The following is a 26770-nucleotide window of genomic DNA, read 5'->3' as shown; positions in this document are numbered from 1 at the left end:
CCTCCTCCTTATTTTATCACAAATGCGGCAGCCGTAAAGGCGATGCCTGCTGTCAGTGCCAGCGCATCCACGGCTCCCAGCCGAAGCTGCACAGCACTTGTCTTGCGGACAGGGTTCTCGATGCCCCTGGTCACTGCGGCGGCGGAGAGTTCCTCTGCCGTGCCGGCAGCCGAGACTATCATGGGAACTGCCAGGCACTCTACTTTTTCAGCACCATGGATGTTTCGGAGCTTCATCGCGTCGCGTATGTAACCCAACTCCTCCCGAATGGCGGGAAAATACCGCAGGGTAACGGAGATGGCAATAATCAGCTTTTGCGGGATGTGCAGCATTCGCATCCCTACAATCAGATTCCGCAGGGGCGTCCGTTTCACCATGAGCATGCCCACGATCAGACAGGGAAACATCCGGCGGGCGTAGTTGGCAAAAATAGAAAAACTGGTGGCGATGACCATGGGAGATGCCGGCAGGACATACCACTGGATCAGCAGCACCGCAGCAAAGGCTGTAAGCCATTTCAACGCCATTATCCAACAGCCGTAAAGCGTGGTGAGCAGGGTAAGGTAGATGATCCATGACAGTTCCACTGCGAAGGATTTTTGGCTGAATGCAGCCACATTGGCCAGAACTAAAAGCAATGCACCCATCCGCGGGTCTAAATATCGGTCTTTTTGTATCTGCTTCATGTCAGACGATGCCTGCTTTGATGAAATGTTTATTAAACATGGTCCGGGCGATCGCGGCACCAATCAATGCACCGACGATAGGTGCAACAACCATGACAACCAGCATGACCGGCGATGACACTGCCTTCAGTGTGGCTATGTAATCTGCCGGCATTCCCTGTTCGGTAATCTGCGCCAGAAAGCTGTCCCGCATAATCCAGATGGGCAGTGGAGAGCCTGTCATACCTAAAGAAAAGAACACGAAGGACAGCATATTGCCTTTGGAACCTCTGTACTTTGTCTGTCTCCGGGTCAATTCTGCCAGCACGCAGCTTATAACAAAGGTGATTAAGATGATTACGGTAAACTGCCCTGTGACGAAATAAATCAAACCGGTGATTAAACCCATCAATAGCACTGAACCCGGTTTCTGGACCTTAGCGCACATCATCAGGTAGGGGATGCCGGTAAATACAGCGATCAGGCCCGGCATCAGGATCCACAACATAGGGTGGAATCCTCCCAAAAGCATGAAAATAAAGTTGATCACGAAGTAGACTGCCGAGAAGATGCCAACGGTGATTACATCTTTGCCAGTTAAGGCCCTCTTGTTATTCGTTGCATTCATAAAATAGTTCCTCCGATTTCCCATCAGTTAGCATGTGCTAACTGACGCGTTTTTATATAGGGCACCGCAGGTGCCCTTACAATGATGTATCATAGTAGAAATACCGGAATATTGTCTACTCCGTTTGGCTTGTTTTACACCGTTTGGACAATTCTTTTATAGTCTAGATTGCATTTATCTTAAAATGGGTATATGATTAATCTGCATCATAGTTAGCAAAAGCTAACTAAAGAAATCCTGGTATACAACTATGCGTGATGGCGGGTAGTCTGCTGCCTGACATCAAAAGCCTGCAGAATGCCGCAGAGGTGTGTAAATGCTAATCCGGCATGGAAGGAGTAATTCATGAATATTCAGCAATTGAATCGTATGCACACGGGCAGGGGCTTTACCGCCGCACTGGACCAGAGCGGCGGCAGCACGTCCAAGGCACTGAAGTTGTACGACCTTATTCATCAGATGGGTACACGCATCATCACCAGCCCTGTCTTCACCTCTGAACACATCCTGGGAGCCATTCTCTTTCAAGAAACTATGAACCGGGAAATTTGCGGTATGCCTGCCGCCGGCCCAACTGATATTCGGGATATTGCAGACCAACAGTTTGAGCTGGGCCTGCACATCGCCCTGCCTCAGGACATTAAGCTCCTGTCCAAGCTGTCCGTCCCTTCGACAGACGGTCTCTATACTCCGCTCATGAAGGATTCTCATGTGGTCCGTGTGGCGGCTTTATCCGGCGGTTATAGCCGGGCGGAAGCGGATGAACATCTGTCCCGGAATCCAGGTCTCATTGCAAGCTTCTCCCGTGCTCTCACCGAGGGACTTTCTGTCCAGCAGGAACAGGGAAGCTTTGATGCGGTTCTTTCCCGGTCGATTCTGGATATCTATGCAGCATCGAACGAAAAAGGGGGACTGAGTGGAAGCAGACAGTTGGTGCTCCTGCGCCATGGTGAGAGTGTGTGGAATAAGGAAAATCTGTTTACTGGATGGACGGATGTGAATCTTTCCGATGACGGAAGGGAAGAGGCCCGGGAGGCCGGCCGTCAGCTTCGGGAACGGGGATATGAGTTCGACATCTGTTATACGTCCTATTTAAAGCGGGCCATCCATACGCTGGATCTGGTTTTGGAGGAATTGGACATGGAGTGGCTGCCGGTTATAAAGGACTGGCACCTTAATGAGCGTCATTATGGTGCGCTTCAAGGCCTGAACAAGGCGGAAACGGCGGAAAAGTATGGTGAGGAGCAGGTTAAAATCTGGCGCCGTTCCTTTGATGTACGTCCACCGGCTCTGAGTCCGGATGACGGGCAGACTCCCGCACGCCAGCGACCCTATCGTGAGATACCAGAAGAGGAACTGCCCTTAGCAGAGAGTTTAAAAGATACTATCGCCCGGGTGATCCCGTACTTCGAGGAACAGATCAGGCCCCAGCTTATGAATGGCAGGCGGGTGCTCGTCACAGCTCATGGCAATTCCTTGCGGGCGCTGGTCATGTACCTTGAGCATCTCTCAGAAGAGGAGGTTGTGCGCCTCAATCTTCCTACCGGTGTTCCTCTGGTGTATCATCTGGATGAAAACCTGGCTGTGGAGGAGAAGAAATATCTCGGAGATCCGGAAACTGTGGCAGCCAAAATGCAGAAGGTTGCAAATCAGGGAATGATACATAGAAGCTGAAACACTATAGGAAACAAGCAGATTTGGCCTTTACTTAACTGCTCCTGACAGATTTAGAACAAAAGGGAACTCCAACTTGGATTGTCATTCAGCAGGCGCAATTAGATTTCCATGCTGAGGATAGAATACGAAAAATATATATTGAGATTTATTGACAAATCCGACTTTGCATGCTAGTATATCGGCGATATATTTCGTATCGGGCGGTAAAAAGGGATGCCAAAAAGTATGGAAAAATATACGGAAACTCAACGCAGAATACTTGAAGTGGGAAAGAAGGAATTTCTAGCTAAAGGCTTTAGGGACGCTTCTTTGCGGGGAATAGTCAAGGATGCCGGATTTACACAGGGGGCGTTCTACGGCTACTATTCTGATAAAGCAGCGTTGTTTGACGCGCTGGTATCCGAGGCGGCTGACAGTCTCACGGATCAATTCAAGGCGGCGCAGGAAGCTCACTACGATTTGATTCCAGAAGATAAGGCGGCTGAGAGCAGAGATCTTTCTAAGGATTATTTGAATCATTTTATTAATTATATTTACGATAATTTTGATGCTTTTAAGCTGGTGATCTGCTGCTCCGAAGGAACCAGATATGCCGGTTATATTCATGACCTGGTGGAAATCGAGGTTGTTCAAACGGAAAATTATCATGCCAGGCTCCGCCAGCTTGGAAAGCTGAAGGGGACTGTCAGCCATGAACTGCATCATATGATCACCAGTGCTTATTTTACCGCTGTTTTTGAAACGGTAGCACATGATATGACAAGAGAACAGGCTATTGATTATGTGAATGAGCTTGCCACTTTCTTTAACTGTGGGTGGGATGGCCTATTGAGGCTCGAATGAGCTTTAATATTTTAGATAATAGTCAGGAAAAGTATTTTTACCGGACCCAGGTACAGACGGTGAAGCGGGTTCAAGAGTTTTTGACAGTCCATCCGGATAGACATGACGCTGCGTTGGCGGAGCTGAAAACACCGGCTACATTCTTGAAGGGTCAGACTAAGAGCATGATCTGGGAATTGGGGATTATAAAGACAAAGAAAAATACTTGTCTCTGGCGTTTTGCACAGTTAAGCCTTATAAAGAACTGAAAGCGGGAGCAGGCGGATAATTGCAATGTTAAATGGAATGAGGTATAATTGTAACATTCCATTTCTGGTTAGCTAAAACTAATCGGAGGCGGCGGCCTTGTACTGCCGGGAAAAAAGATGAATGAAAGGATGGAAGAAAATGATCAAAATTACAGCAAAGATTGACGGAATGGCGTGCGGTATGTGCGAAGCGCATATTAACGATGCGGTGCGCCGGGCATTTAACGTAAAAAAAGTGACCTCTTCCTATTCGAAGGGAGAGACTGTGATTCTCACGGAGGAGGATTTGGAGGAAGAGAAACTAAAGGAAGCCATAAACGGCAGCGGATATAAGGTGCTGTCCGTAAAAAAAGAATCGTACGAGAAAAAAGGCCTGTTTTCTTTTGGGAGAAAGTAGGTTGCTTCTGTAATCGACAGGGGAAGGAGTCCTGAAGGTACTATCCATGCGGATAAACAGGAAAAGGAAAAACGGATTGTAAAACCTGCGGCTATGTAGAAGCCGGCTCAAAAAGACGTGCAGAAATACCCTGCAGGAATTGCGGAAGATTTTATATAAGCATTGGACATTGAGACAAATAAGAAGTAAAATACAGATGTAGCCAGATATGGGATGATCTTCCTGGCGCATCTGTTTTTTTGATGTGGGGAAGCAGCCTTTGCTCTAAATGATCTTGAACATGAAAAGAAAGCGAGGAAAGGAATATGAGTAAAATATTGGTGGCATATTTTTCAGCAAGCGGTGTTACTGCCGGACTGGCAAAGAGACTGGCTTCGGCGGTGGACGGGGATCTGCATGAAATCGTACCTGAAAAGCCTTATACGGCGGCCGACCTGGACTGGATGAACAAAAAAAGCCGAAGCAGTATTGAAATGAATGATAAGTCTTTCCGCCCGGCCATTGCGAATAAGGTTCCCGACATGGGGAAATACGATGTCCTCTATATTGGATTTCCCATATGGTGGTACATTGCTCCTACGATCATCAATACATTTTTGGAGACCTATGATCTGGAAGGAAAGACTGTCATCCCGTTTGCGACTTCTGGAAGCAGCGGAATGGGAGAGACCAATGCAGAATTGAAAGTATCCTGCCCAGGTGCGGTCCTTAAAGAAGGAAAGCGCTTTAACGCGGATGCGGATGTGGCAGAACTTAAGAAATGGGCGGACAGCTTCAGGCTGTAAGTAAGCGGAGAGCCTGTTCGCAGATAAATAAAAAGAAAGAAGAGTGAGGTTAGCACGAATGGATCATTTAGGAAAAGAGATTGGTAAACTGGGTTTTGGTATGATGCGGCTGCCGCAGAAGGACAACAGAATCGATATCGAACAGACCAAACAGATGGTGGATATGTTTTTAGAGGCCGGCTTTACATATTTTGATACCGCGTGGGCATATGCCGGCAGCGAAGACGCGGTCCGTCAGGCGCTGGTGGAGCGCTATCCACGTGACAGGTTCCAGCTGGCGACTAAAAATGCGGCGTGGATTGACTGTAAAAGCAGAGAGGATGCAGCCGGGCAGTTCGATGTTTCTTTGAAACAGACAGGGGCGGGCTATTTTGATTTTTATCTGCTGCATAATCTGGGAGAGGGCCGTACCCATTTCTTTAATGATTTTGATATGTGGAGTTTTGTGCAGGAGAAAAAAGAGCAGGGGTTGATCAAACACATTGGATTTTCATTTCATTCCACACCGGAGGAGCTTGACGAGCTTCTGACCAGGCATCCAGAAATGGAATTTGTACAGCTCCAGATTAATTATGCCGACTGGGATTATCCGGCGGTGCAGTCCCGCCGCTGTTATGAGGTGGCAAGAAAACATGGAAAGCCGGTGGTGATCATGGAGCCGGTGAAGGGCGGCATGCTGGCCAATCCTCCGGAAACGGTCCAGAAGATTTTTAAAGCTGCGGAGCCGGACAAATCCACCGCGTCCTGGGCCATCCGTTTTGCTGCTGATCTGGAAGGAGTGATCACGGTGCTGTCCGGCATGAGCGATCTGGGGCAGATGCAGGACAATCTTTCATACATGAAGGACTTCACTGGTCTTTCGACAGAAGAGAAGGAAACCCTTAAAGCCGCGCAGAAAGAGATTGCCCGGATTCCATTGATTCCCTGTACGACCTGCAATTACTGTGCAAAAGTCTGTCCCGGCAATATCGGCATTTCCGGTTCCTTTACCGCATTAAATTACCTGACCTTGTATCAGGATATGCCGTCGGCGGCCCATCAGGAAGACTGGCTGGTGAGCGGGCATGGAAAGAAGAGGGCGGCTGAATGTATCAAATGCGGAAAGTGCGAGGAGGTATGTCCCCAGCATATATCCATCCGCAAAGAGCTTGAAAGAGCCGCAGAGACCTTCGGAAATAAGGAATAAAAAGAGCGGACTATATCGTTTGCTTCAAGAGGACAGATGGGATTCTGTCCTCTTTTTTGTTTATAGAAAAGCTAATATAATTCCATAACATAATTGGTCAGCAGAATTCCCTGCCTCTCTATCTGCTGTTCTTTTACGACCTGATATCCTCTTTTCTCAAAGAAAGGCTTTGCTGTGACAGAAGCTTCTGTAGTGATCTTGGCGCCTCCGGCTGCGCATTCCAGCTCGTCACAGATTGCGGAGGCGATTCCTTTCCTTTGATGATCCTTATGGACAAACAGCCGGTCCAGATATCCGGTTTTATCTATATCTCCAAAACCAACGATCATTTCATTTTCAACGGCAATGAGGGTATGATGATCTAAAAAGGACTGATTCCATTTTTCCAGATCCACGTTTCCCGATGCCCAGACATTCAATTGCTCTTCTGTATAGTCTTGAGCATTGACGACATGGACGGTATCATAAAAGAGCTCTGCCAGACATATGCAGTCGGACGGCTGATAGTTACGTATCTTCATAGGATTTAAATTTTCCTCCAAAGCAGCATGTTTTGTTCAAAGAAAGCGTCGGCCCTGCCGGTATCCTTCAGCCACGCGAGGTAAGAACGGACAGTACTGCCCACCAGAACGTACTGTTCAAAGTTCATAGTGAGGCCATATGCCGTAAAAATTTTTTGCAGCAGAATTTCAAAGCAGATCGGTTCTTCACAGAAAGAGAGAATCCTTTCTGCGGTCTCCAGTACTTTGCTGATATTATACTGTGCCAGCGGGGCTATGGTTTCCGCAGCGTCGGCGTGGGCCGGAACAAACATCCTTGCGGTAAGGGAACAGACCATTTCTAGTGTATTCAGATAAGCCGCAACATCATAAATGAAAGTTATCTGGTATTTGTCCAGGGTCTGCCTGCTGGACAGGCAGTCAGCCAGAAAGATTACATCATCCGGTGTTTTAAAGCCCACCATATCGAAAAAATGTCCGGGGAGCGGGATGATTGTGAAGCCCTCTGGCAGAACGTCTTTCGTCAGATACGCGGCGTCGCTTTCCTGTGCCATGAGAAATTTATGCCGCAGGTCCCGGGGCGGGAATGCGCCATAGAGGAACGACGGCTCCAGGACAGGGTGCCTTGTGAATTCACAGTCGATGCCCGGCGCATAGATCCTGCATCCCGTCTGTCCCTGCAGATAGCGGTTTCCGCCGATATGGTCGGCGTTGGAATGAGTATTGTATATGGAGGTCAGACACCAGCCGTGGGCATCCAGGATCTGACGCACTTTACGCCCCGCATCCTTGTCGCCGCCGCTGTCGATCAGACAGACGTCGGTATCATTTAGCCTGACAAGTCCAATTCTCGAGGGATTTTGAATATAGTAGCTGCGTTCTGTCAGCTGTATCAATTCATACATTTTCGTCTCCTCCTCTAACGCTTGGGACAGAATATTGTGCTGTGACCGGAAGTGGTCTTCCAAGGCGTTACTTTATTATAGCATGATACAAAACATTTTTTAGAATCATTTTCAGCAGGCTCCGCCGTTTCTGCCTTCCTCCGCCTGGGGAACACCAGCCTCTGCCCTGCCGCACCCCGGGCGTCAGAGTATAAAAAACGACGGCCCCGAAAGGCCGTCGTAAAATAATAGAGTTCTTTTTGTTGTCAGGTGCCGGTTTTTTATCTGCAGATGCGTACGGTTGCTGAAGAACGGTTGTTGTCAGGATTCGGGTCAGGAGTCGAAGCGGATACCATAGCTTTATTGGTGATCAGCCCGCATGCGCACCGGTCCACATTTGCGGCGAGGAGTATGGTGAACGACGCACCGCTTACCAGATCGCCGGCCGCCAGCTGCCCGGACCACGGATGCCATGAGAATCCGTTGTTCAGGGAATAACGGCCGTGCAGAAGCTCAGACGGAAGCGGATCGGAGACTATCACGTTTTTAGCCGTGCCGGGACCATTGTTTGTCACGGTGATGTGGAAAGCCGCGGGTCTGCAGGGGCATACCGTATCGGAGCAGGCTGTTTTGGTAATGGAAAGATCCGCCGCGTCAGGGACGGTGACCGTGACGTTGGCTTGGCTTCTGTTGTTGGTATAATCAGGATCCGGTGTATCGCTGTTTACATATACGGTATTGGCAATGATGCCGGCCGAGGCGGTCACCGTCCCCCGGAGCAGGATCGTCCTGGTTCCCTGATTCTCCAGATTTCCAAGCTGGTAGGGGCTGATCCACGCGGACCAGTTTGCGCCGCCGTTTGTGGAGTATTCCAGGTTGGAAAGTCCATTCGGTATATCATCACGGAGCCGGACGTTTTCAGCCTGTATAGTTCCGAGGTTTCTCACGACAATCTGATAAGTCACCGTATCTCCAGGACTTGCAACGGCAGTCTCAGACGTTTTCTGTACGGAGAGGTCGGCAGTCACAGCCACAGGTGTATTTATGGTATCCGTGTTGTTATCCGGATTCGGATCCGGAGTGGAAGAAGATACGGATGCCGTGTTCTCAATGCTTCCGGATGTGTCGGACGGAAGCAGGGTGCGAATCAAAAGTCTGGCCGAGGCTCCGCCGGATATGGTGCCCAGCTTGTAGGAACCGTACCAAGGCTGCCAGTGAACGCCTCCGTCCAGGGAATATTCCGCATTCCTTGTTAAGTCAGTCAGAAGGACATCGTGGGCATCGGCAGGTCCTGCGTTGGCAACAAAAAGGGTATAGGTCAGGTATTGTCCGGGGACAGCAGGTGTCGGATGGGCCAGTTTTATTACGGATACGTCGGCAGCATCCTGCACAGGAGTTGTATCGGTTGCCGTGTTGTCGCCGGGAACCGGATCCGGGGTGGAAGAGGATACAACGGCGGTATTGATGACTGTGCCGGATGCCGATACGCTCAAGGTTCCCCGTATCAGCACTACAGTGGTGCTTCCGGCGTTCATGGACCCGATTTCATAAGGGGATTTCCAGGGTGTCCACGTAGCTCCTCCGTCAATGGAAAACTCTGTGCCGGATATCTGACTCGGCACCGCGTCGACTAAGGTGACACGCCTGGCGGTTCCAGGCCCATTGTTAGTCAGCGTCAAAGTGTAGGTGATTTTCTGCCCAGGTACGGCAGGAGACGGAGAGGCCGATTTGGTGATTGACAAATTGGCCATATTTTCTGCCCGGATGTTGAGGGAGGACGTATTATTGCTAGTATCCGGGTCCGGCGTATCACTGCTCACAGAAGCGGTGTTGGTAATGACCGTGGCTGATTCCGGTACGGTCCCGCGGAGCAGGAAGTCCGGAAGTGTGCTGTTGGGCTGCAGGATTCCGGCGTTATAGCTTCCATTCCAGATATTCCATGTCTTACCGTCGTCGGCAGAGTACTGGACATCGGTCAATTGCCCCGTCACTTCGGTATCCCTTATGATGACGTTTTCCGATGCATCCGGTCCCGCATTGCTGACTGTAATGCGGTAAATGATTTGTTCACCCGGTGAAACCACGGGCTGCTGCGAAGTTTTGCGTACTGCCAGATCTGCCAGCGCACTCACAGGTGTCACATTCGTGGAGGTGTTATTGTCCGGATTCGGATCCGGGGTGTTACTTTCAATGACCGCCGTGTTGGTGAGAGACACACCGCCGGTGTCAGAGGCAGGCAGAAGTCCGCGGAGCATGACGGTCAGTGTGGATCCGGCCGGCAGTGAAGCAGAGTTAAAGTTTCCATTCCAGGTATTCCATGTTTTGCCGCCGTCGGTGGAGTATTCCTGATTTGTGAGCCGTGCGGGCATGGTATCGGTCAGCGTGATATTCTGTGCGTCCGCCGGCCCCGCGTTTGAAGCCGTCAGCGTGTAGATGACATAACTGCCGGGGACAGCCGGGTTGGGGCTGGCTGTTTTCCTGATGGAGACGTCGGCGGAAGGAGCGGCCGGACGTTCATCCACCGAAAGATTATCAGTGGGGTCCGGGTCCGGAGTGGCGGCCGTCACCACAGCCGTATTTCGAATAGTTCCCGCCGCGGATGGATCTAAGGTCCCTCGTATGGTGAGAGTTGTTACAGCGCCGGGGGCCAGGGATGCAGTCTGGTGAGTGCCGGTCCAGGGGGCCCAGCTGGATGAGCCGTCCACCACATATTCCGCGTCGGAGAGGATTCCCGGAACCGTATCAATGACAGTAATCTCTTTGGCAAGAGAAGGACCTGCGTTGCGGACGGTCAGGGTGTAGGTCAGGAGCTCTCCGGGAACGGCTGGATTCGGCGTACCGGTTTTTTGGATGGAGAGATTTGCCGACGGGGCCAGGGGTGTTTCTATTGTCACAGTATTATTATCCGGATAAGGATCGGGGGTAGCGGTGGTAACAGAGGCCTGATTTGTGAGCTGCCCTTCGTCTCCGGCGCCTACTGTACCGCGGATGATGACGGAAGCAGTTCCGCTGGCCGCCAGGCTTCCGATCGTGAGACTTCCGGTCCAGGCCGTGTATGCGCCTCCGTTCAGAGAGTACTCCGGATTTCCCAAAGCAGACGCGGCAGTATCTGTGAGGACCACATCTGCGGCGGCATCCGGCCCCGCATTTCGGACGGTGACGGTGTAGGACAGAAGAGCGCCGGGGACAGCCGGGTTGGGGCTGGCTGTTTTTGTTACGGAGATATCTGCGGATGTTCCTATCGGAGTCCGGAGCGTAAACGTATTGTTGTCCGGATCCGGATCCGGTGTGACGGAGGAAACGGAGACTTCGTTGACGAGCAGTCCTGTAGCCGCGGCGTTCAAGGTACCGCGGATCAGGACAGTCCTGTTTGTGCCGCTGTCCAGATTGCCGATATTGTAAGGACTGGTCCAGGGATTCCAGTTCGTCCCGCCGTCGGTAGAGAATTCTACCTGAGTCAAATCCGGGGAGACCGCGTCTGTCAGAGCTACGGCTTCAGCGGTGTTTGGTCCTGTGTTGCTGACCGTGACAGTATAAGTCAAAAGCTGGCCGGCCGCTGCCGTGGTCGGAGAAGCAGTTTTTGTTACAGAAATATCCGCGGAGGTATTTACCGGCGTCAGGACCGTATCGGTATTGTTGGACGGATCGGGATCGGAGGTGTCAGAACTGACCAAGGCCGTATTGCGGATGGTACCCGTAGCTGCACCCGATACCGTGCCCCGGAGAAGGATTGTCACATCGTTTCCCGCCGTGACCGTTCCCAGGTCCAGAGTTCCCGGCCATGTGGTCCAGTTTGTTCCGTTGTCGGTGGAGTACGTGACATTGGAGAGCAGGGACGGAGCCGTATCTGTGATCTTAACATTTTGTGAGTCGGCCGGTCCCGCGTTGGAGGCCGTAATTGTATAGGTCAGCAGATTTCCGGGAACAGCCGGGTCAGGGCTGGCCGTTTTGGTGACAGACATATCCGCTGAGAGACTCACAGGCGTTGCGATGGTCCAAGTGTTGTTGCTGGCATCGGGGTCCGGAGTACTGGAGGATACTGTGGCCGTATTGGTCACAGAAGCGCCTGCGGAAGAAGCCACCGTACCTCTCAGGTATATGGTGGTGATACTTCCCGGCTGGATGGTCCCGGCGGCATAGGGGCTGCTCCATGGATTCCAGGTGGTTCCGTCTAGGGAATATTCTCCCCCGGTCAGGGCAGCCGGCAGGCTATCCGCCAGACTCACGTCAGAGGCCGCGGACGGTCCGGCATTGCCGATCGTGACAGTGTAAGTCAGAGTCTGCCCGGGAACGGCTGGGTCAGGAGAGGCCGTTTTGACGACGGAGAGGTCAGCGCTGGCAGTTACGTTCGTGATCACGGAATCATCGTTGTTGGATAGATCCGGGTCCGGCGTGGATGAGGAGACGAATGCACTGTTTGTAAGACTGCCGGAAGCGGACGGACTGAGGGTTCCGCGTATGCTGATCGTCACAGAACCGGAAGCGGCCAGAACCGGTATGGTATAGCTGCCGGTCCAGGGTGAATAGGCGCTTCCGTTCACGGAATATTCTGTTCCGGCCACCGCTGCCGGGACAGCATCAGTGACGGACACATCCTGAGCATCGCTGGGCCCATTGTTTGTTACCGTTATGGTATACGTGACAGGACCTCCGGCCTCGGCCACGGCAGGGCCAGTTTTTGTGATTTCCAGGTCCGCAGAGAGCGCAGCAGGGGTGACCGTGGTGGCGGAGTTGTCATCGGGATTCGGGTCCAAGGTATCACTTGTGACGACAGCGGTGTTCACCAGGCTTTCCGCTTGAGATACAGATACGGTCCCACGGATTGTGATGGTGGTGACAGCTCCGGCTGCCAGGGCAGATACTGTATATTGCCCGTTCCATGGCGTGTAGGAACTGCCGTCCACAGAGTATTCTGGATTCAGGATACCTGCGTGCAGAGGGTCAGTTACCGTTACATTGCTGGCAGCGGACGGCCCTTTATTGGTGACGGCGATCGTATAAGTCAGCGTTTCGCCGGAGGTCACCGGCACGGGACTCGCCGTCTTGGTGATGGTCAGATTGGCGGTGTCCTCGATAGTCACCGTTTCGGTATACGTGTTGTTGGACGGGTCGGGGTCCGGGGTAGAGGAGTTCACAGTGACAGTGTTGGAAAGGGGGCCGGAAGCAGCGGAAGGATCTATAGTCCCCCGCAGGTAAACCGTATAGACGGAGCCTGCTTCCAGACTGCCTGCCGCCAGAGTTCCCGTCCAAGGCGACCAGCTCACGCGGTCCAGAGAATATTCCGCATTTAAAAGCTGGAGGGGAAGGGCATCATTTATGGTGATGTTATCGGCGGGAGACGGACCGCTGTTGGATACAACAATGGTATAGCTTAACTGCTGGCCAAGGCCTGCCGGGTCCGGTTCTCCCGATTTTGCCACGCTTAAGTCAGCGGAAGCATTTTTCGGTACCTGGACGGTGACGGTGTTGTCAGTAGGATCCGGATCGTCGGTATTGCTGGTCACAGAAGCCGTGTTGGTAAGGGTATTGGAGCTTCCGGATTCTACGGTCCCGCGGAGCAGGAAAGAGAAGATATCGCCGGCTTCCAGAGTACCGGCAGGCAGCTGTCCCGTCCAGGGGAGCCAGTCGGCGCCGCTGTTCAGGGAATACTCCGGAGAAGTAAAATCGGACTCAACAATATCCGTGATATCAGTATTTTCAGCTGGATCGGGACCGTTGTTGGTGACGGAGATGAGAAATTCAAACGTTTCTCCGATGGTGGATGACGCAGCCTGAGGACTTTTCTGGATCACCAGGTTGGCAGAACGTTCAACGGGAGTTGTGACCGTGTCCGTATTGTTTCCAGGGTTCGGGTCATCCGAAGATGCTGTGACCGTAGCCGTATTGACGACAGGACCCAGGGTGGTTCCGTCGAAGACTCCCTGCAGGGTGGCGATGACGACCTGCCCGGGGGTCAGGGTGCCGAGGGGAAGGGAACCGGGCCAATAATCCAGAGGGCTGCCGTCGATACGGTACATGACCCCGGTAATCTCCGGCGGGACAATATCCTCCAGAACGACATTCAAAGCTTCTTCAGAACTGTTATTGGTGATCGTGACGGTGTATTGAATGGTATCTCCTGTGTGCAGGACCGGGAGATCAGCCGACTTGGTCAGCGATAAGTCGGCGGTAGTGCCTATCTGCAGAATATAGTCCTCCACTTCACCGTCTGAAGCAGGGCCGACACTTCTGGTATCCTGCACCTCCTGTCCGGTGTCGGTAAGGTTGTCGCTGGTGACTCTGAGCCGTACAAAGGTATGGTCCGGTGTCAGGACAGTGCCTGCGGGACGGTTGAAAACAAGGGTGTATTGGCCTGTTCCGGAGCCTGCCGGAACTGTGGCTGCTGCGGCTGCTTCTGAAGCCTCGAACAGTCCGTTTTTGTTGAAATCCACCCAGCCGTAAAGATTTGCGGCGCTGCCCGTATAGTTGGTCACAGTCACATTGAGAGTATAGGAAGCGGCATTTACCGAAAGAATTGGAAGAGGAACGGAAAGGCCGTCATCCTGGATGCCCTGGGTCAGATCATCCCCGTTTGCAGATGCATTTTGATGAGCGTCTTCTTCTGCGGTCACCGTTGTACCAAGATAGAGGCGGGCGCCGACGCCATGCCGGGGTCCGTTGCTTGCCAGGAGCGTATTGTAGTTTCCGGCTCCGCCGCCGCCTCCCGCGTCCGGTGCATCGCCGAAATCCAGCTCTATGACCGCGTAAGGGCACATGGCGGCGTCATTGAAGGCGTCCACCTGTGTGCTGGCAAAACGTGTGCCGGAAGCAGAGTCTCCATTTATGATATACCGGTAAATAGTTCCGTCCGCGTTATTCACCGCGTATAAATTGCCGTTTCCGTCTATGACTACTGAGCCAAAGGTTTCACCGGGGTTTGGACCAGTGGTATCGAGTGGAGTGACATTTCCGGTTGTTTCGTCTACCCTGTATACGACACCGCTTCGCTCTACCCCGTACAGCCGGTTGTCTCTCGGGTTAAAGGCCCAGTCTCCAATAGTGAGAGGAGATGAGAGCGGGGTGCCGTAGTTGCCGGTCTGCTCCACATAACCGTTCGAAGGGTCCACGAGCTTCAGAAATGTCGGAGAATCCTGCCTCAGATCCACCGTATAGAACCTTCCCGTGCCGGGAGCAAAGACGTAGTAGAAGCCGGCCAGATCCATGGCGCCTACCGAATAGGCGGCTGCCGGCATTCCGGCGGGACGGGGATAGAGGAGCATGTCTTGAGCATCCTGGCCCACGCGGACCAGAGTGTTTGCAGTCTGGTCGTATCCATAAATATGGTTGTCGAGGACATAGTATCCGATGGCATTGACGGCGCCTCCTTGATTCAGAGGGCCATAGTCCGTTTGGGCGCCGGTCACCAGATTGATGCCCAGACGATTAGTCGGCCGCCCTTCAAACAGATACATCTCCGCGTCGCAGGGAAGAGGAGAATTGAGGGTATCATGGCTGAAATCAGGGCCGTTAACGGTCTGGTTTCCGGTGACCTGTTGCTGGGTCACGGTAACGGCCGCTTTTCGGGGTCCATTGGAGTACGAATAGCCGGCCGGCTGTTCCATGACGGACGGCGGGCAGGCAGAGGAGACCTGAACGGTCTCGTATACGGTATAGGTTCCGGCCTCCGCAATGGAAAAAGAATAGCGGCCGTCTGCCCCTGTGGTGGTCTCGATACATCCGGGAGTGCCGGATGATGAGCCTGGGGCGGTATATAGGATGACATTCACGCCTGGAATGCCGGGGTCACCTGAGGTGAACTGGCCGTCATGTTGCAGGTCGTGAAATACAGTGCCTGTGAGTGTTGCGGGCATATATGATTCCTCCTTTAGGTTGCTGTCAGATCTTGATATTTACAGGATGAAGGCATAAAAAAAGAATTCCGTCTGTCCTGTATAATATTAATGTATTCCCTGTAAAAAGAGGAGTGCACGTTGCGGTTTGGAACATCCTCTGAATCGGACAAGTATAAGATGAAGAGTCTGCTGCTTGATACGGAAATTCCACAGGAATATCCTGTCAGGATGGATTGTATTTGGTACTTTGTCAGAGTGAGGGAACGAGCTGAAGGGCGGAAAATTTCCTGACTGATAATATAAAAAATACTTGACCTTGAGGAGCAGATATAGTAAACTGATTTTGGTTAGTTAAAACTAACCATGTGCATGCTGCTGATTGGCGGATGTCTGCCTTTAGATTTCGTCGGGATGACAGGAGACTTTGTGTCAGAGCAGAGAGGAGGCAGAAGGATGAAGGTGAAGGAGTCCGGAGAGGACTATCTGGAAAGAATTCTGATGCTGCAGGATAAAAGAGGGACAGTCCGCTCCATTGACGTCGCCGCCGAGATGAATGTATCGAAAGCCAGCGTCAGTGTCGCCATGAAAAATCTGAGAAAAGGCGGATATATCCTAATGGATGCAAAACACGAGATTTCTCTTACTCCAGAGGGAAGAAAGCTGGCGGAAACGGTATATGAGCGACATCTGCTGTTTTCCGAGATCCTGTCGCGCATTGGAGTCAGCCGGGAGACTGCTTTGCAGGATGCCTGCCGGATGGAACATGTGATAAGCGGAGAAAGCTTTGAAGCTCTGAAGAGATACTTCCTTGAGAACGGAATGTCACCGCCTTCCGATTTCAGTGAAAACACCGAAACAAGCTGTGAAGAAGCGCGGGAGGAAGAGAATCTTTTTTTGGAAAAAGAGATGGAGAGCGGCGGAGGTGAGGATGTTGCTGGAAAAGCATTTGATTGAGCATTGCGCTCCTACATTGGCATCTTTAAAGACGGCCAGCTTGTTCTGCCTTTCTGTGACTGCTGAGGCAGGGGTAGAAGAACAGCTGAAGGACTGGAATGAAAGACTCATGGAAAAAGGCCTTTTCCTGTCTGTCTTAAGGCGCCGCAGGGACAGGGCTCTGATTTATGTGTACCGGAGATCTCATTTACAAAAAGATCTGAGGAAGCCTGGCGTGGAGGAATTTCTCGCAGAATATGGGTATTGCGGCACAAATGCAGAATATGCTCTGAGGCGGCTTAAGGAAAGGCTTAGGGAAAACAACGCATTTCCTCATGAAATCGGCGTTTTTCTGGGATATCCATTGGATGACGTCAAAGGATTTATTCAAAATTCAGGGAAAAACAGCAAGTGCAGCGGATGCTGGCAGGTCTACGGCGACGAATATGAAGCAAAGAGGCTTTTTGAACGCATGGAAAAATGCCGTGAGATTTATGTAAAACTTTGGAACCAGGGAAGGACTGTCTGGCAGCTCACCGTAGCGGCCTGACCATAAAAATCAAAAGAAATGAGGGTATGATATGAGTAAAGTAGCAGTAGTTTACTGGAGTGGAACCGGCAATACAGAGGCAATGGCCAATCATGTGGCAGCAGGGGCAAAGGGTGCCGGGGCCGATGTCTCCTTATTTACCTGTGACGGGTTCAGCGCGGATATGATGGACGGCTTTGACGCGGTGGCGTTTGGCTGCCCCTCCATGGGCGCGGAGGAGCTGGAAGAAACGGAATTTGAACCGATGTTCAGTACCTGCGAGGCAAAGCTGCGAGGCAAAAAGATTGCCTTATTCGGATCTTATGGCTGGGGCGATGGTGAATGGATGCGTACTTGGGAGGAGACCTGCCGGGATGACGGAGCCGAGCTGGCCTGCGAGAGTGTGATCTGCAATGAGGCGCCGGATGAAGAAGCGGCGGCTGCCTGCGCCGCGCTGGGAAAGGCCCTGGCCTGACAGCGATACGTTTCACTGCGGTTTTATACACCGGCTGCAGGCATAGATAAAAGGAGGTAATCACAATGATAAAAGGTTCTTACATAAGAAGAGCTGGTCTTTTTCTGGGCGGGGTTCTGTTTGGTACCGCAGGTATCAAGATTCTGTCAGGAAAGGATGCGAAAAAGGCGTATGTTCACTGCACGGCGGCGGTTCTGCGGGCAAAAGACGGAGTCATGAAGACCGTGTCCACTGTTCAGGAAAATGCAGAGGATATTCTAGCGGAAGCAAAGCAGATAAATGAAAAGCGGGCAGAAGAAGCAGCAGAGGCATTTGTGGATGAGGAAGACAGCGAAAAAACCCCGGAGACGGCAGAATAGGAAAATATGGGACCGCGGAAACATTTCCTGAGGAGGATACAAAGTGAAATTTGTAATAAAGCATGAGATTAAAGGACGTATCCGAGTTCATCTGCTGCTGCCGGGGATGTCTTTCCGAGAGGCGGACGTTCTGCTTTATTTCCTGGAGCATCTGAAACAGGTCCAAACGGCCAAGGTGTATGAGCAGACGGCAGATGCGGCAGTGGTGTATAGCGGAGAAAGAGAAGCTCTGATACGGGCGCTGCGGCAGTTTCGGTTTGAAAATGCCGCGGTTCCTCAGGAGATTCTTGAGAACTCGGGGCGCGGTCTGAATGTGAGATATCGGGAAAGGCTGATAAAAAAGACAGTGTACTATCTATGCAGAAAATGGCTGCTTCCTTACCCTGCCCGTTGTCTGTATATCGTCTGCAGATCTCTTCTGTATTTCAAGAGAGGTTTTGGCTGTCTTTTAAAAAGAAGGATAGAGGTCCCGGTATTGGATATGACTGCCATTGGCGTGTCCATGCTGCGCGGGGAATTCGGAACCGCAGGTTCTGTGATGTTTCTTTTGGGCATCGGAGATATACTGGAAGAGTGGACCCACAAGAAATCGGTCGAAGATCTGGCCAGGAGCATGTCTCTCAATGTGGGAAAGGTCTGGCTTAAGCAGGACGGGCAGGAGATTTCGGTGGATGCTTCCGAAATCATTCCCGGAGATCAGGTAGTGGTTCATATGGGAAGCATGATTCCTTTTGACGGGGTCGTCGTGGAAGGAGAGGCCATGGTCAGCCAGGCATCTTTGACAGGTGAAGGGCTTCCTGTAAAAAAAGACATGGACGGATATGTCTACGCAGGTACGGCTGTTGAAGAAGGAGAACTGACGATACGGGTCAGGGAAGTGTCCGGTTCTACCCGGTATGAAAAGATCATTACGCTGATCGAAGAGTCAGAGAAGCTTAAATCTGCGGTGGAAAGTGAGGCAGAACATCTCGCCGATCGGTTGGTGCCGTATACTTTTTTGGGAACAGGTCTCGCGTGGCTTTTCACACGAAATGTGACGAGAGCACTGTCAGTCCTGATGGTGGATTTTTCCTGCGCGCTCAAACTGGCTATGCCCATTACAGTGCTTTCCGCGATCCGGGAGGCCAATGCCTTTAGGATCACCGTCAAAGGCGGAAAATATCTGGAGGCTATGGCAGACGCGTCAACAATCGTGTTTGATAAAACGGGAACTCTGACAAAGGCGCAGCCGACGGTAAAAGAAATCCTTTCCTTTGGAGAGAACAGTACCGATGAAATGCTCAAGGTGGCGGCCTGTCTGGAGGAGCACTTTCCCCATTCTATGGCAAAGGCTGTAGTACGCGCCGCAAAGGATCGGCATCTGGAACATGAAGAAATGCATTCCAGGGTGGACTATATCGTAGCCCATGGCATTGCCTCTTATATTGATGAGAAAAGGGTGGTGATAGGCAGCAGCCATTTCGTTTTTGAGGACGAGGGATGTAACGTCCGTGAGGAATATAGGGAGAGGTTTGAACAGCTTCCTGTAGAATATTCCCATTTGTATCTGGCGATAGAAGATAAACTGGAAGCGGTAATCTGCATTGAAGATCCTGTGCGCGAAGAGGCTGGTGAAGTGATACAGGCTCTGAAACGGGAAGGCTTTGGGAAGGTGGTCATGATGACAGGAGACAGTGAACGGACCGCTGCGGCCATCGCTTCCAGGATTGGCGTCGATGAATATTATTCTGAGGTTCTTCCGGAGGATAAGGCAGAATTTGTAAGACGGGAAAAAAGAGAAGGAAATAAGGTCGTTATGGTGGGAGACGGCATCAATGATTCTCCGGCTCTGTCGGCTTCCGATGTGGGCATTGCTGTCAGCGGCGGGGCCGCGATCGCCAGGGAGATTGCTGATATCACCATATCAGCGGACGACTTGAGGGAACTTCTGACGCTGCGCAGGCTGAGCAAGGCTATGCTGCGGCGGATCAGGCAGAATTACAGAGTTATCCTGGGTGTAAACGGATGTCTGATATTGCTGGGGGTGGGAGGTGTGATACAGCCCACAACTTCTGCTCTGCTGCACAATGCCTCTACGATTGGAATCAGCTTGAGAAGTATGAATAATCTGCTGGAGTAGGCCGGATTCCGTGCGTACCTGCTGTGATATAGGATAAGATAGAAAAAACGCCTTGGTTCGAGGCGTTTTTTTGTGTTAAATATATTAAACGTCTTATTGAAAAATTTTCAGTTTTGTTGTATGATATGAAAGAAGCCGCGAATCAGGCCTTTATTTTTTGACAGTGAGTTAGATGTGGCTAACTATATATTTGAGGCGTTTTCTTTGCTGCTGCGATCACAGAAGATAGGAGTATTTATATTATGAAGCGACAAAAAGAGGAAGAAACGGTGTCCTGCATGATTTCTATTTACTGCAGAGGAAAGCATAAGCAGAAAACTCTGTGTCCTGAGTGCAGAGAACTTTTGGATTATGCTGAGCTGCGATTGTCAAAATGTCCCCATGGGGATCAGAAGCCCTTCTGCAGCAACTGCAGGATACACTGCTATAAACCGGATAAAAAAGAAAAGATCAGACAGGTAATGCGGTATGCCGGACCTCGGATGTTATTTTATCATCCGGTGATCGCCCTGCGCCACATGGCGGAGATGAGGAAGGACAGGAGGAAGCAAAAGCATGATTGACAAGAAACTGCTGGCTCTGGTTCAGGGCCAGCGGAAATATATCGTCTACACGGTCTTTTTGAACATAGGCAGCCTGTTTGCCAGTTTGTGTGTCACAGCCGGCATCTGCCTGGCTCTTCATCTGGCTGTCGCAGGGGGAGGCGGTAATTACTGGGTGCCCTTTTTCCTGATGGCAGCCGGGGCCGCAGTCCGCTATTGTCTTACAGTCAAGTCAGGAGATATCAAGACACGCCTTGGAAACGCGGTCAAAAGCGGCCTCCGGAGCCGTGCCTATGATAAAATCCTACGGCTGGGCGTCCGTTCGGCGGAGGAGATGTCCATGGCGGGCCTGACCCAGGTGACCATGGAAGGAATTGAGCAGCTGGATCTGTATTATGCCGTTTATCTGCCCCAGTTCTTTTATGCGATGATCGCGCCTGTGATCTTGTTTGCCGTCTGCATTTTTCTGGACTGGAGGACATCCCTGGTGCTTTTGTGTTGTGTGCCGCTGATTCCTGTTTCCATTGTGGCGGTGTCCAAATACGCGAAAAAGATTTTTGCGAAATACTGGGGGAAATATACATCCATGGGAGACGGTTTTCTGGACAGCGTACAGGGACTTAAGGAACTGAAGATCTTCAGGGCCGATGAGGCCAGAAACGAGAAAATGAATGAGCAGGCGGAGGAATTCCGGAAGATTACGATGAAGGTGCTGGTCATGCAGCTGGCCAGCACTACCATCATGGATCTGATCGCATACGGAGGAGCCGGAGCCGGCATCTGCTTTGCCGTTTTGGCCGCCTTAAGAGGGGGACCTGTGGCGGTCTCTCTGTTCTTGATCCTGGTAGCGGTGGAATTTTTCCTGCCCCTGAGGAGCTTGGGAAGCGCCTTCCATGTGGCCATGAACGGTGCCTCTGCTGGACAGAAGATTATCCGGCTTTTGGAAACAGAGGAACCGGAATGGGGGACAGAGGAACCGGAGGGAACAGAGCTTTCCATGGAGCATGTTTCGTTTTCCTATGACGGCAGCCGGCAGGTGCTCCGGGATGTGACAATGTCGTTTCCTGCACATGCCATGACAGCAGTGGCGGGTGAGAGCGGCACCGGAAAAAGTACGGTGATCTCTCTGCTGACCGGCGGACAGCGGCCCCAGAGCGGCTGTGTCCGGGCTGGAGGGCGGCCGGTTGAAAGTCTGAACCGGGAAGGGTATTACCGGAAACTGTCTGTGGTCAGCTGCAGCACTTATATATTCAATGATACGATACGCGGAAACTTTCTGCTGGCGGCTCCTGATGTCACGGAAGAGATGATATGGGAAGCCTTGAGACTTGTCAACCTGGATCGGTTTATAAGAAACGCCGGAGGTCTGGACAAAATGGTCTCAGAAGACGGGGCTAATATCTCCGGCGGACAAAAGCAGCGTCTTGCGCTGGCGATTGCGCTGGCGGCGGACCGGGATATCTACATCTTCGACGAGGCGACCAGCAACATTGATGTGGAAAGTGAGACGATCATCATGGATAATATTCTGCGCCTTTCTGGGGAGAAAACAGTGATCATGATATCCCATCGTCTGGCCAACGTGGTCCGTGCGGACAACATTTATGTTCTTTCAGAAGGGAAGGTGGCCCAGTCGGGCAGCCATGAGAGGCTTATGGAGCAGGACGGCGTTTACCGGACCATGTATCAAACTCAGAAACAGCTGGAGGAGGTGGATATCCGTGCTTGAGAAAAAAGAACGGCGGGGAGGTGTTTCCATTATGGCCCGTCTGATCGTGCTGGCAGGCAGCCTTGCATGGGTCATTCTGCTGGCTGTCATAGGCGGCGTATTGGGATTTCTCTGTGCTATTGGAGTTCCAGTCTTCGGCTCTCTGGGCATTGCCAAGCTTTTAGGCGAGCCGCTCCCCTTGACCTACGGGCAGCTCATGGTTCTGACGGTCGGCTGCGGCGTACTGCGCGGCGTGCTTCGCCTGGGAGAACAGTACAGCAACCATTATATCGCGTTCAAGCTGCTGGCTGTTCTCCGGGATAAGATCTTCCGGGCCCTCCGGATACTCTGCCCCGCAAAGCTGGAAAGTAAGCAGAAGGGGGCGATCATCGCCATGCTCACTGCTGATATTGAAACCCTTGAGGTGTTTTATGCCCATACTGTCTCGCCTGTTTGTATCGCGGTGCTGGTGTCCTTATCCATGCTGCTTTTCGTGGGCCTGTATTCCAGCTGGTATCTGGCTTTGGCGGCATTTATCGGATATCTCGTCATCGGCGTTGCCATACCTCTTGTTTCCAGCGGAAAGCTCCGTCCTTCCGGCGTGGCTTACCGGAGAGAGTTTGCTTCTTTCAACGGTTATTTTCTGGACAGCGTTAAAGGGGTGAAGGATATTGTGCTGAATAATGCGGGACCTGCGCGGGCCGGTGAGGTAGAGGTAAGGTCGGAACGGCTGCAGGAACAGACGGCCCTTTCCAAACACGCTTCTGCGCTGGCAGCCGGGACAACAGAGCTGTGTGTTTCCGTATTCATCATGATTTCTCTGTTTGCCGGGATAGGCCTTTATTCTGCCGGAATGCTGACTGCGGGCAGGATGATCGCAGGAGTGGCGGCCATTTTCAGTTCCTTTGGGCCGGTCATAGCTGTCTCTGCTCTTCCGGGGAATCTGACCCAGACCTTTGCCAGCGGCGACCGGATATTGGACCTCATGGAAGAAAAGCCGGCCGCGGAGCCGGTGACGGATGGAAGGACCTTTGAATTTGAAAGCCTGGAGGTCCGGGATCTGAGCTTTTGCTACGAAGAAGAGGAAGTATTAAGACATGTGTCTCTCACAGCCCGCCGGGGTGAGATCGTCGGTATCGTCGGACCGTCTGGATGCGGAAAGAGCACATTGTTAAAGCTTCTTCTCCGTTTTTGGAAAAAGGACAGCGGTGAGATCTTGTATAATGGAACTGACATCGACCGGATAAATTCGGAGAGCCTTCTTGACAATGTGACTATGGTCAGCCAGTCAACTTATATATTTGATGAGACCATAGAACAGAACCTGCGCATGGCGAAGCCGAACGCGTCCATGGAAGAGATCGCCCGGGCCTGCCGGAAAGCATCGGTTCATGATTTTATCATGCAGCTCCCGGAGGGATACCAGACGCGGGCAGGAGCCCTGGGGGACAATCTGTCCGCCGGTGAGAAACAGCGCATCGGCCTTGCCCGGGCTTTTCTCCATGACAGCCCGGTCATCCTTCTGGACGAACCGACCAGTAATGTGGACAGTATCAATGAGGGAATCATACTCCGGTCCATCCGGCGGGAGAGGCAGAACAAATGTATCATCCTGGTTTCCCACCGGGCATCGACCATGGCCATAGCCGACAGGGTCTATGCCATAGACCGGGGAACGATCAGAAAAGAGAGGTAATGTAAATGAAAGAGAGAAAAATACTGGAACGCTTTACGGTGAAAGATGTGGTGTTTCTCGCCATTGTCTCGGCAGTAGCCACGTGCACCGCGGCCGTGATGGCCATAGTTTCACAGGTCTACATATTCGGCCTTGCCCAGCTGGTGACGGCGCTGCAGTTTTCTTTATTTCCGGCGGTGGCGCTTATGAAGGTACGCAAGGTGGGATCCATCCTGTTTTTTGCGGTGTTTACCGGCATAGTGGAACTGTTTATGGCACCGGTCATGTTCTTTTCCAGCCTTTTGACAGGACTTTTGCTGGAGCTGTTCGTCGTGCTGGTGTTCAAAGGATATCGGAGTGACAGGGCGGTGTTTTTCGCGTCCTGGCTGTTCATTCCCCTGACGCTGCCCTTTAATCTCCTATATTATGCCTTTTTTTCCGCAGAATTATATGATTTGTTCTTTGGCTCTGGTTTTCAGATGGTGGCGGCGGTATGTGCGGCCGCTTCTGTTCTGGTCAGTGCGGCAGGGGCTTTCGTGGGAATCCGGATATCCCGGGAATTAAAAAAAGCGGGGGTACTGAAAAGATGACAGACCGTTTTCACGTTAAAAAACCGCTGTATCCGATATTTAGTATCGCGGCCGCAGCGCTGACTCTCATAGGGGCCCTTCTTTTAGCGCGCACCATATGGGGAACAGTCTTTGTGGCAGGCGTATACCTGCTTTTATGCTGCTTTGGCTACGCCCGCACTTGCTTACGGCTGCTTCCTTTCCTGCTGGTATATCTGGGAGTCTTCAGTTTGATCTTCTACTTTGCCGGAGGCAGGAACGCGGTCTTTGCCTGGCAGATGGGAAACCGGCTGGCAGGAGTGGCCGTGGCCGCCATACCGGGGCTTTCTCTGCCGCCTGTGCATCTGGTGCGGAGTCTGACTTCATTTAACTGCCCGCGCCTTCTTACATTGGGCATGCTGATCACTATGAGCTTTATCCCAGTGCTTTCCGCTGAGATCCGGCAGGTGAAAAACGCTATGCGGACCAGAGGAGTCACATCCGTGTTAAGCCCTGTGTTGTTTTACCGGGCATTTCTCATTCCGCTGCTGGTACGGCTGGTGAATATTTCGGACACACTGGCCCTTTCGGTGGAAACAAGGGGCTTTACCGCGGGAGGAGCCTTTACGGTATATCATCCGGTATCCTTAAAGAGCAGGGATGTATGCTTTGGAGTCCTGTTTCTTGTACTGTTCCTCGGCGGTATCGCGGCTCCGGCATTGGGGGTGGCGGTCTTATGAGAGCAGTTACAGTTGAAGTGGAATCCTTTGTTTACGGAGGATGCGCAGAACCTGTTCTCCGGAATTTGGATTTTTTCATAGAATATGGGCAGATCGCGCTTCTGTCCGGTTTGTCAGGGAGCGGAAAGTCCACGCTGCTGTCCCTGATCAACGGCGTGATTCCGAGAATGGCTTCGGGGACGCTTAAAGGGACGGTCAGAATCGATGGAGAGGATGTGTCAGAACATTCCATGAGCCAGATTTCGCGGAAGGTGGGAAGTGTTCTGCAGAATGCGGAGCTGCAGATCGTCCATCAGAGGGTGGAGGACGAAATTGCTTTTGGCTGTGAAAATTTCGGCATTGCGCCTCCGGAAATAGAAAAACGGGTGTCAGAAGGCTGCAGGAAAATGGACTTATCGCGCGCCTGGAAAACCCGTACCCTGTCCGGAGGGCAGAAGCAGAAGCTGATTACGGCGGCTACTCTTGCCATGGAGACAGATATTCTGATCTTCGATGAACCTTTGGCGAATCTGGATCAACAGGGGGCAGAAAAACTTCTGGAACTTTTGCAAAGCCTGGCCAGGGAGGGGAAGGCCGTTCTGCTGGCAGAGCACCGCCTTGACGTCGTGCTTCCCTATGTGGATGTGGTCTGGGAACTTAAGGACGGCGCCGCAGGCCTTGTAGGAGACAAGGACGCCTATTTGAACAGCCAGATAAGCATTATTTCGGATGACGGAATGTTCTCCGCCGGAGATCGGAAGACAATCATGAAAATTAACGGCATTCGGAAGTCCTTTGATACCAGTCCTGTGCTGGACGGACTGGACGCACAGATAAATAAAGGGGAACGGATTCTCCTTCTGGGGGAAAACGGCTGCGGAAAATCCACATTTTTACAGATTCTGGCCCGCCTTCAGAAAGCCGACAGCGGCTCTGTGGAACAGTTCATTGATTCTTCATTGGGAAAAAAAGCGGGCCGGTTTTGGTTTCGGACGGTGGGAGTAATCTACCAGAATCCCAATTATCAGCTGTTCATGCCCACCGTGGAAGAAGAGCTTTCTTTTGGCACACGAGATAAGGCCTATGCCATGGAGACAGCAGTGCGGTTCGGACTGGAAGGTCTTCTTTCCAGGCACCCCCATTCTCTTTCAGAGGGTCAGAAGCGCCGTGTGACCATCGCCGCCATATTGGCACAGAGACCGGATGTCCTGCTTCTGGATGAGCCTACGGTAGGTCAGGACTACAAAGGCCTGTGCCAAATGGTGGAAACGATAAATCAGATTCACAAAGAGCAGGATAATACGATGGTCACCATCACTCACGATTTTCGCTGTGCGTCAGCCTTGTGTGACCGGGCGTTTTTCCTGGAAGGAGGCAGAGTGGCACGCGAAGGCGGAAAAGAGCTGGCAGACTGGTATTTCCGGCAGAGACTTCTTTTAGGTGGGAAAGGAGTGCTGAACGCCCCGGGAAAAATATGATTTTCCTTTTCATAAAACGATTTTATGCAGTATAATGTGA

Annotated in this window: 22 protein-coding genes and 1 pseudogene; 18 read left to right on the top strand and 5 right to left on the bottom strand. The window is 51.8% G+C overall.

Going from position 1 to position 26770, the window contains the following annotated elements; all coding sequences use genetic code 11:
• Positions 1-8: 8 nt before the first annotated feature.
• Together LQE92_RS02910 and LQE92_RS02905 are read right to left on the bottom strand one after the other, a co-directional pair.
• Positions 9-686: an energy-coupling factor transporter transmembrane component T gene (locus tag LQE92_RS02910; protein ID WP_231061501.1), complete on the bottom strand. Its 678-nt coding sequence runs from the start codon at positions 684-686 to the stop codon at positions 9-11.
• Position 687: 1 nt separating this feature from the next.
• On the bottom strand, positions 688-1293 hold the full coding sequence (locus LQE92_RS02905) for an MptD family putative ECF transporter S component (protein WP_231061500.1): 606 nt from the start codon (positions 1291-1293) through the stop codon (positions 688-690).
• A gap of 345 nt (positions 1294-1638) precedes the next feature.
• Here LQE92_RS02905 and LQE92_RS14620 point away from each other — a divergent pair.
• The 7 genes and pseudogenes from LQE92_RS14620 to LQE92_RS02870 form a co-directional block, all read left to right on the top strand.
• Positions 1639-2196, top strand: a pseudogene (locus LQE92_RS14620) (hypothetical protein); the annotation flags it as partial.
• A gap of 30 nt (positions 2197-2226) precedes the next feature.
• Positions 2227-2967 (top strand): 2,3-diphosphoglycerate-dependent phosphoglycerate mutase, encoded by a 741-nt coding sequence (gene gpmA, locus LQE92_RS14615; protein WP_334301390.1) that lies wholly within the window; start codon positions 2227-2229, stop codon positions 2965-2967.
• Between the two features lie 228 nt (positions 2968-3195).
• Positions 3196-3813 (top strand): TetR/AcrR family transcriptional regulator, encoded by a 618-nt coding sequence (locus tag LQE92_RS02890; RefSeq protein ID WP_231061499.1) that lies wholly within the window; start codon positions 3196-3198, stop codon positions 3811-3813.
• Entirely contained in the window at positions 3810-4061 is a 252-nt protein-coding gene (locus LQE92_RS02885) for a hypothetical protein (protein WP_231061498.1), read from the top strand. Before LQE92_RS02890 ends, LQE92_RS02885 begins: the two co-directional genes overlap by 4 nt.
• Positions 4062-4200: 139 nt before the next feature.
• The gene (locus tag LQE92_RS02880; protein ID WP_231061497.1) at positions 4201-4458 is read left to right on the top strand and encodes a heavy-metal-associated domain-containing protein; all 258 of its coding nucleotides are present in this window, start codon (positions 4201-4203) and stop codon (positions 4456-4458) included.
• 305 nt (positions 4459-4763) lie between these two features.
• The gene (locus tag LQE92_RS02875; RefSeq protein WP_231061496.1) at positions 4764-5243 is read left to right on the top strand and encodes a flavodoxin; all 480 of its coding nucleotides are present in this window, start codon (positions 4764-4766) and stop codon (positions 5241-5243) included.
• A gap of 58 nt (positions 5244-5301) precedes the next feature.
• Positions 5302-6429 carry an aldo/keto reductase gene (locus LQE92_RS02870; protein ID WP_231061495.1) on the top strand — a complete coding sequence of 376 codons (1128 nt, stop codon included), beginning with the start codon at positions 5302-5304 and terminating at the stop codon, positions 6427-6429.
• A gap of 71 nt (positions 6430-6500) precedes the next feature.
• Here LQE92_RS02870 and LQE92_RS02865 read toward each other — a convergent pair whose 3' ends face one another.
• The 3 genes from LQE92_RS02865 to LQE92_RS02855 form a co-directional block, all read right to left on the bottom strand.
• The gene (locus tag LQE92_RS02865; RefSeq protein WP_231061494.1) at positions 6501-6950 is read right to left on the bottom strand and encodes a GNAT family N-acetyltransferase; all 450 of its coding nucleotides are present in this window, start codon (positions 6948-6950) and stop codon (positions 6501-6503) included.
• Between the two features lie 5 nt (positions 6951-6955).
• A complete protein-coding gene (locus LQE92_RS02860; protein WP_231061493.1) occupies positions 6956-7834 on the bottom strand; it encodes an MBL fold metallo-hydrolase in 879 nt (292 codons plus the stop codon).
• Between the two features lie 260 nt (positions 7835-8094).
• Complete coding sequence (locus LQE92_RS02855) at positions 8095-15663, bottom strand: DUF7507 domain-containing protein (protein ID WP_231061492.1); 7569 nt, start codon at positions 15661-15663, stop codon at positions 8095-8097.
• 435 nt (positions 15664-16098) lie between these two features.
• On the opposite strand from LQE92_RS02855, the gene LQE92_RS02850 reads away from it, so the two are divergent.
• The 11 genes from LQE92_RS02850 to LQE92_RS02800 all read left to right on the top strand — a co-directional run bounded on the left by LQE92_RS02850 (position 16099) and on the right by LQE92_RS02800 (position 26730).
• Positions 16099-16599: a metal-dependent transcriptional regulator gene (locus LQE92_RS02850; protein ID WP_334301386.1), complete on the top strand. Its 501-nt coding sequence runs from the start codon at positions 16099-16101 to the stop codon at positions 16597-16599.
• Complete coding sequence (locus LQE92_RS02845) at positions 16574-17128, top strand: DUF3793 family protein (RefSeq protein WP_231061491.1); 555 nt, start codon at positions 16574-16576, stop codon at positions 17126-17128. Before LQE92_RS02850 ends, LQE92_RS02845 begins: the two co-directional genes overlap by 26 nt.
• A gap of 31 nt (positions 17129-17159) precedes the next feature.
• Positions 17160-17582: a flavodoxin gene (locus LQE92_RS02840; protein ID WP_231061490.1), complete on the top strand. Its 423-nt coding sequence runs from the start codon at positions 17160-17162 to the stop codon at positions 17580-17582.
• Between the two features lie 65 nt (positions 17583-17647).
• Complete coding sequence (locus LQE92_RS02835) at positions 17648-17941, top strand: DUF6110 family protein (RefSeq protein WP_231061489.1); 294 nt, start codon at positions 17648-17650, stop codon at positions 17939-17941.
• Between the two features lie 43 nt (positions 17942-17984).
• The gene (locus tag LQE92_RS02830) at positions 17985-20060 is read left to right on the top strand and encodes a heavy metal translocating P-type ATPase (RefSeq protein ID WP_231061488.1); all 2076 of its coding nucleotides are present in this window, start codon (positions 17985-17987) and stop codon (positions 20058-20060) included.
• Positions 20061-20302: 242 nt separating this feature from the next.
• A complete protein-coding gene (locus tag LQE92_RS02825) occupies positions 20303-20623 on the top strand; it encodes a nitrous oxide-stimulated promoter family protein (RefSeq protein ID WP_231061487.1) in 321 nt (106 codons plus the stop codon).
• Positions 20616-22331 (top strand): ABC transporter ATP-binding protein/permease, encoded by a 1716-nt coding sequence (locus tag LQE92_RS02820; RefSeq protein ID WP_231061486.1) that lies wholly within the window; start codon positions 20616-20618, stop codon positions 22329-22331. Before LQE92_RS02825 ends, LQE92_RS02820 begins: the two co-directional genes overlap by 8 nt.
• Positions 22324-24006 carry an amino acid ABC transporter ATP-binding/permease protein gene (locus tag LQE92_RS02815; protein ID WP_231061485.1) on the top strand — a complete coding sequence of 561 codons (1683 nt, stop codon included), beginning with the start codon at positions 22324-22326 and terminating at the stop codon, positions 24004-24006. The genes LQE92_RS02820 and LQE92_RS02815 overlap by 8 nt, the downstream gene beginning before the upstream one ends.
• Positions 24007-24011: 5 nt before the next feature.
• Positions 24012-24575: a hypothetical protein gene (locus tag LQE92_RS02810; RefSeq protein ID WP_231061484.1), complete on the top strand. Its 564-nt coding sequence runs from the start codon at positions 24012-24014 to the stop codon at positions 24573-24575.
• Positions 24572-25273, top strand: coding sequence for an energy-coupling factor transporter transmembrane component T family protein (locus tag LQE92_RS02805; protein WP_231061483.1), 702 nt, complete (start codon positions 24572-24574; stop codon positions 25271-25273). The genes LQE92_RS02810 and LQE92_RS02805 overlap by 4 nt, the downstream gene beginning before the upstream one ends.
• The gene (locus tag LQE92_RS02800; protein ID WP_231061482.1) at positions 25270-26730 is read left to right on the top strand and encodes an ABC transporter ATP-binding protein; all 1461 of its coding nucleotides are present in this window, start codon (positions 25270-25272) and stop codon (positions 26728-26730) included. The genes LQE92_RS02805 and LQE92_RS02800 overlap by 4 nt, the downstream gene beginning before the upstream one ends.
• Positions 26731-26770: the final 40 nt, after the last annotated feature.

It is taken from the genome of Lientehia hominis (assembly GCF_021044755.1).
Lineage (GTDB): Bacteria > Bacillota > Clostridia > Lachnospirales > Lachnospiraceae > Lientehia > Lientehia hominis.
The sequence above is the reverse complement of the archived record's forward strand: the minus strand, read 5'-3'. Positions and strand labels throughout refer to the sequence as shown.

Excerpts from the sequence above, each read along its gene's own strand:
- LQE92_RS02890 (WP_231061499.1), top strand. The coding sequence starts at position 3,196 with ATGGAAAAATATACGGAAACTCAACGCAGAATACTTGAAGTGGGAAAG.
- LQE92_RS02835 (WP_231061489.1), top strand. The coding sequence starts at position 17,648 with ATGATAAAAGGTTCTTACATAAGAAGAGCTGGTCTTTTTCTGGGCGGG.
- LQE92_RS02910 (WP_231061501.1), bottom strand. The coding sequence starts at position 686 with ATGAAGCAGATACAAAAAGACCGATATTTAGACCCGCGGATGGGTGCA.
- LQE92_RS02870 (WP_231061495.1), top strand. The coding sequence starts at position 5,302 with ATGGATCATTTAGGAAAAGAGATTGGTAAACTGGGTTTTGGTATGATG.
- LQE92_RS02845 (WP_231061491.1), top strand. The coding sequence starts at position 16,574 with ATGTTGCTGGAAAAGCATTTGATTGAGCATTGCGCTCCTACATTGGCA.
- LQE92_RS02810 (WP_231061484.1), top strand. The coding sequence starts at position 24,012 with ATGAAAGAGAGAAAAATACTGGAACGCTTTACGGTGAAAGATGTGGTG.
- LQE92_RS02850 (WP_334301386.1), top strand. The coding sequence starts at position 16,099 with ATGAAGGTGAAGGAGTCCGGAGAGGACTATCTGGAAAGAATTCTGATG.
- LQE92_RS02880 (WP_231061497.1), top strand. The coding sequence starts at position 4,201 with ATGATCAAAATTACAGCAAAGATTGACGGAATGGCGTGCGGTATGTGC.
- LQE92_RS02805 (WP_231061483.1), top strand. The coding sequence starts at position 24,572 with ATGACAGACCGTTTTCACGTTAAAAAACCGCTGTATCCGATATTTAGT.
- LQE92_RS02840 (WP_231061490.1), top strand. The coding sequence starts at position 17,160 with ATGAGTAAAGTAGCAGTAGTTTACTGGAGTGGAACCGGCAATACAGAG.
- LQE92_RS02865 (WP_231061494.1), bottom strand. The coding sequence starts at position 6,950 with ATGAAGATACGTAACTATCAGCCGTCCGACTGCATATGTCTGGCAGAG.
- LQE92_RS02825 (WP_231061487.1), top strand. The coding sequence starts at position 20,303 with ATGAAGCGACAAAAAGAGGAAGAAACGGTGTCCTGCATGATTTCTATT.
- LQE92_RS02860 (WP_231061493.1), bottom strand. The coding sequence starts at position 7,834 with ATGTATGAATTGATACAGCTGACAGAACGCAGCTACTATATTCAAAAT.
- LQE92_RS02855 (WP_231061492.1), bottom strand. The coding sequence starts at position 15,663 with ATGCCCGCAACACTCACAGGCACTGTATTTCACGACCTGCAACATGAC.
- LQE92_RS02905 (WP_231061500.1), bottom strand. The coding sequence starts at position 1,293 with ATGAATGCAACGAATAACAAGAGGGCCTTAACTGGCAAAGATGTAATC.
- LQE92_RS02885 (WP_231061498.1), top strand. The coding sequence starts at position 3,810 with ATGAGCTTTAATATTTTAGATAATAGTCAGGAAAAGTATTTTTACCGG.
- LQE92_RS02800 (WP_231061482.1), top strand. The coding sequence starts at position 25,270 with ATGAGAGCAGTTACAGTTGAAGTGGAATCCTTTGTTTACGGAGGATGC.
- LQE92_RS02875 (WP_231061496.1), top strand. The coding sequence starts at position 4,764 with ATGAGTAAAATATTGGTGGCATATTTTTCAGCAAGCGGTGTTACTGCC.
- LQE92_RS02820 (WP_231061486.1), top strand. The coding sequence starts at position 20,616 with ATGATTGACAAGAAACTGCTGGCTCTGGTTCAGGGCCAGCGGAAATAT.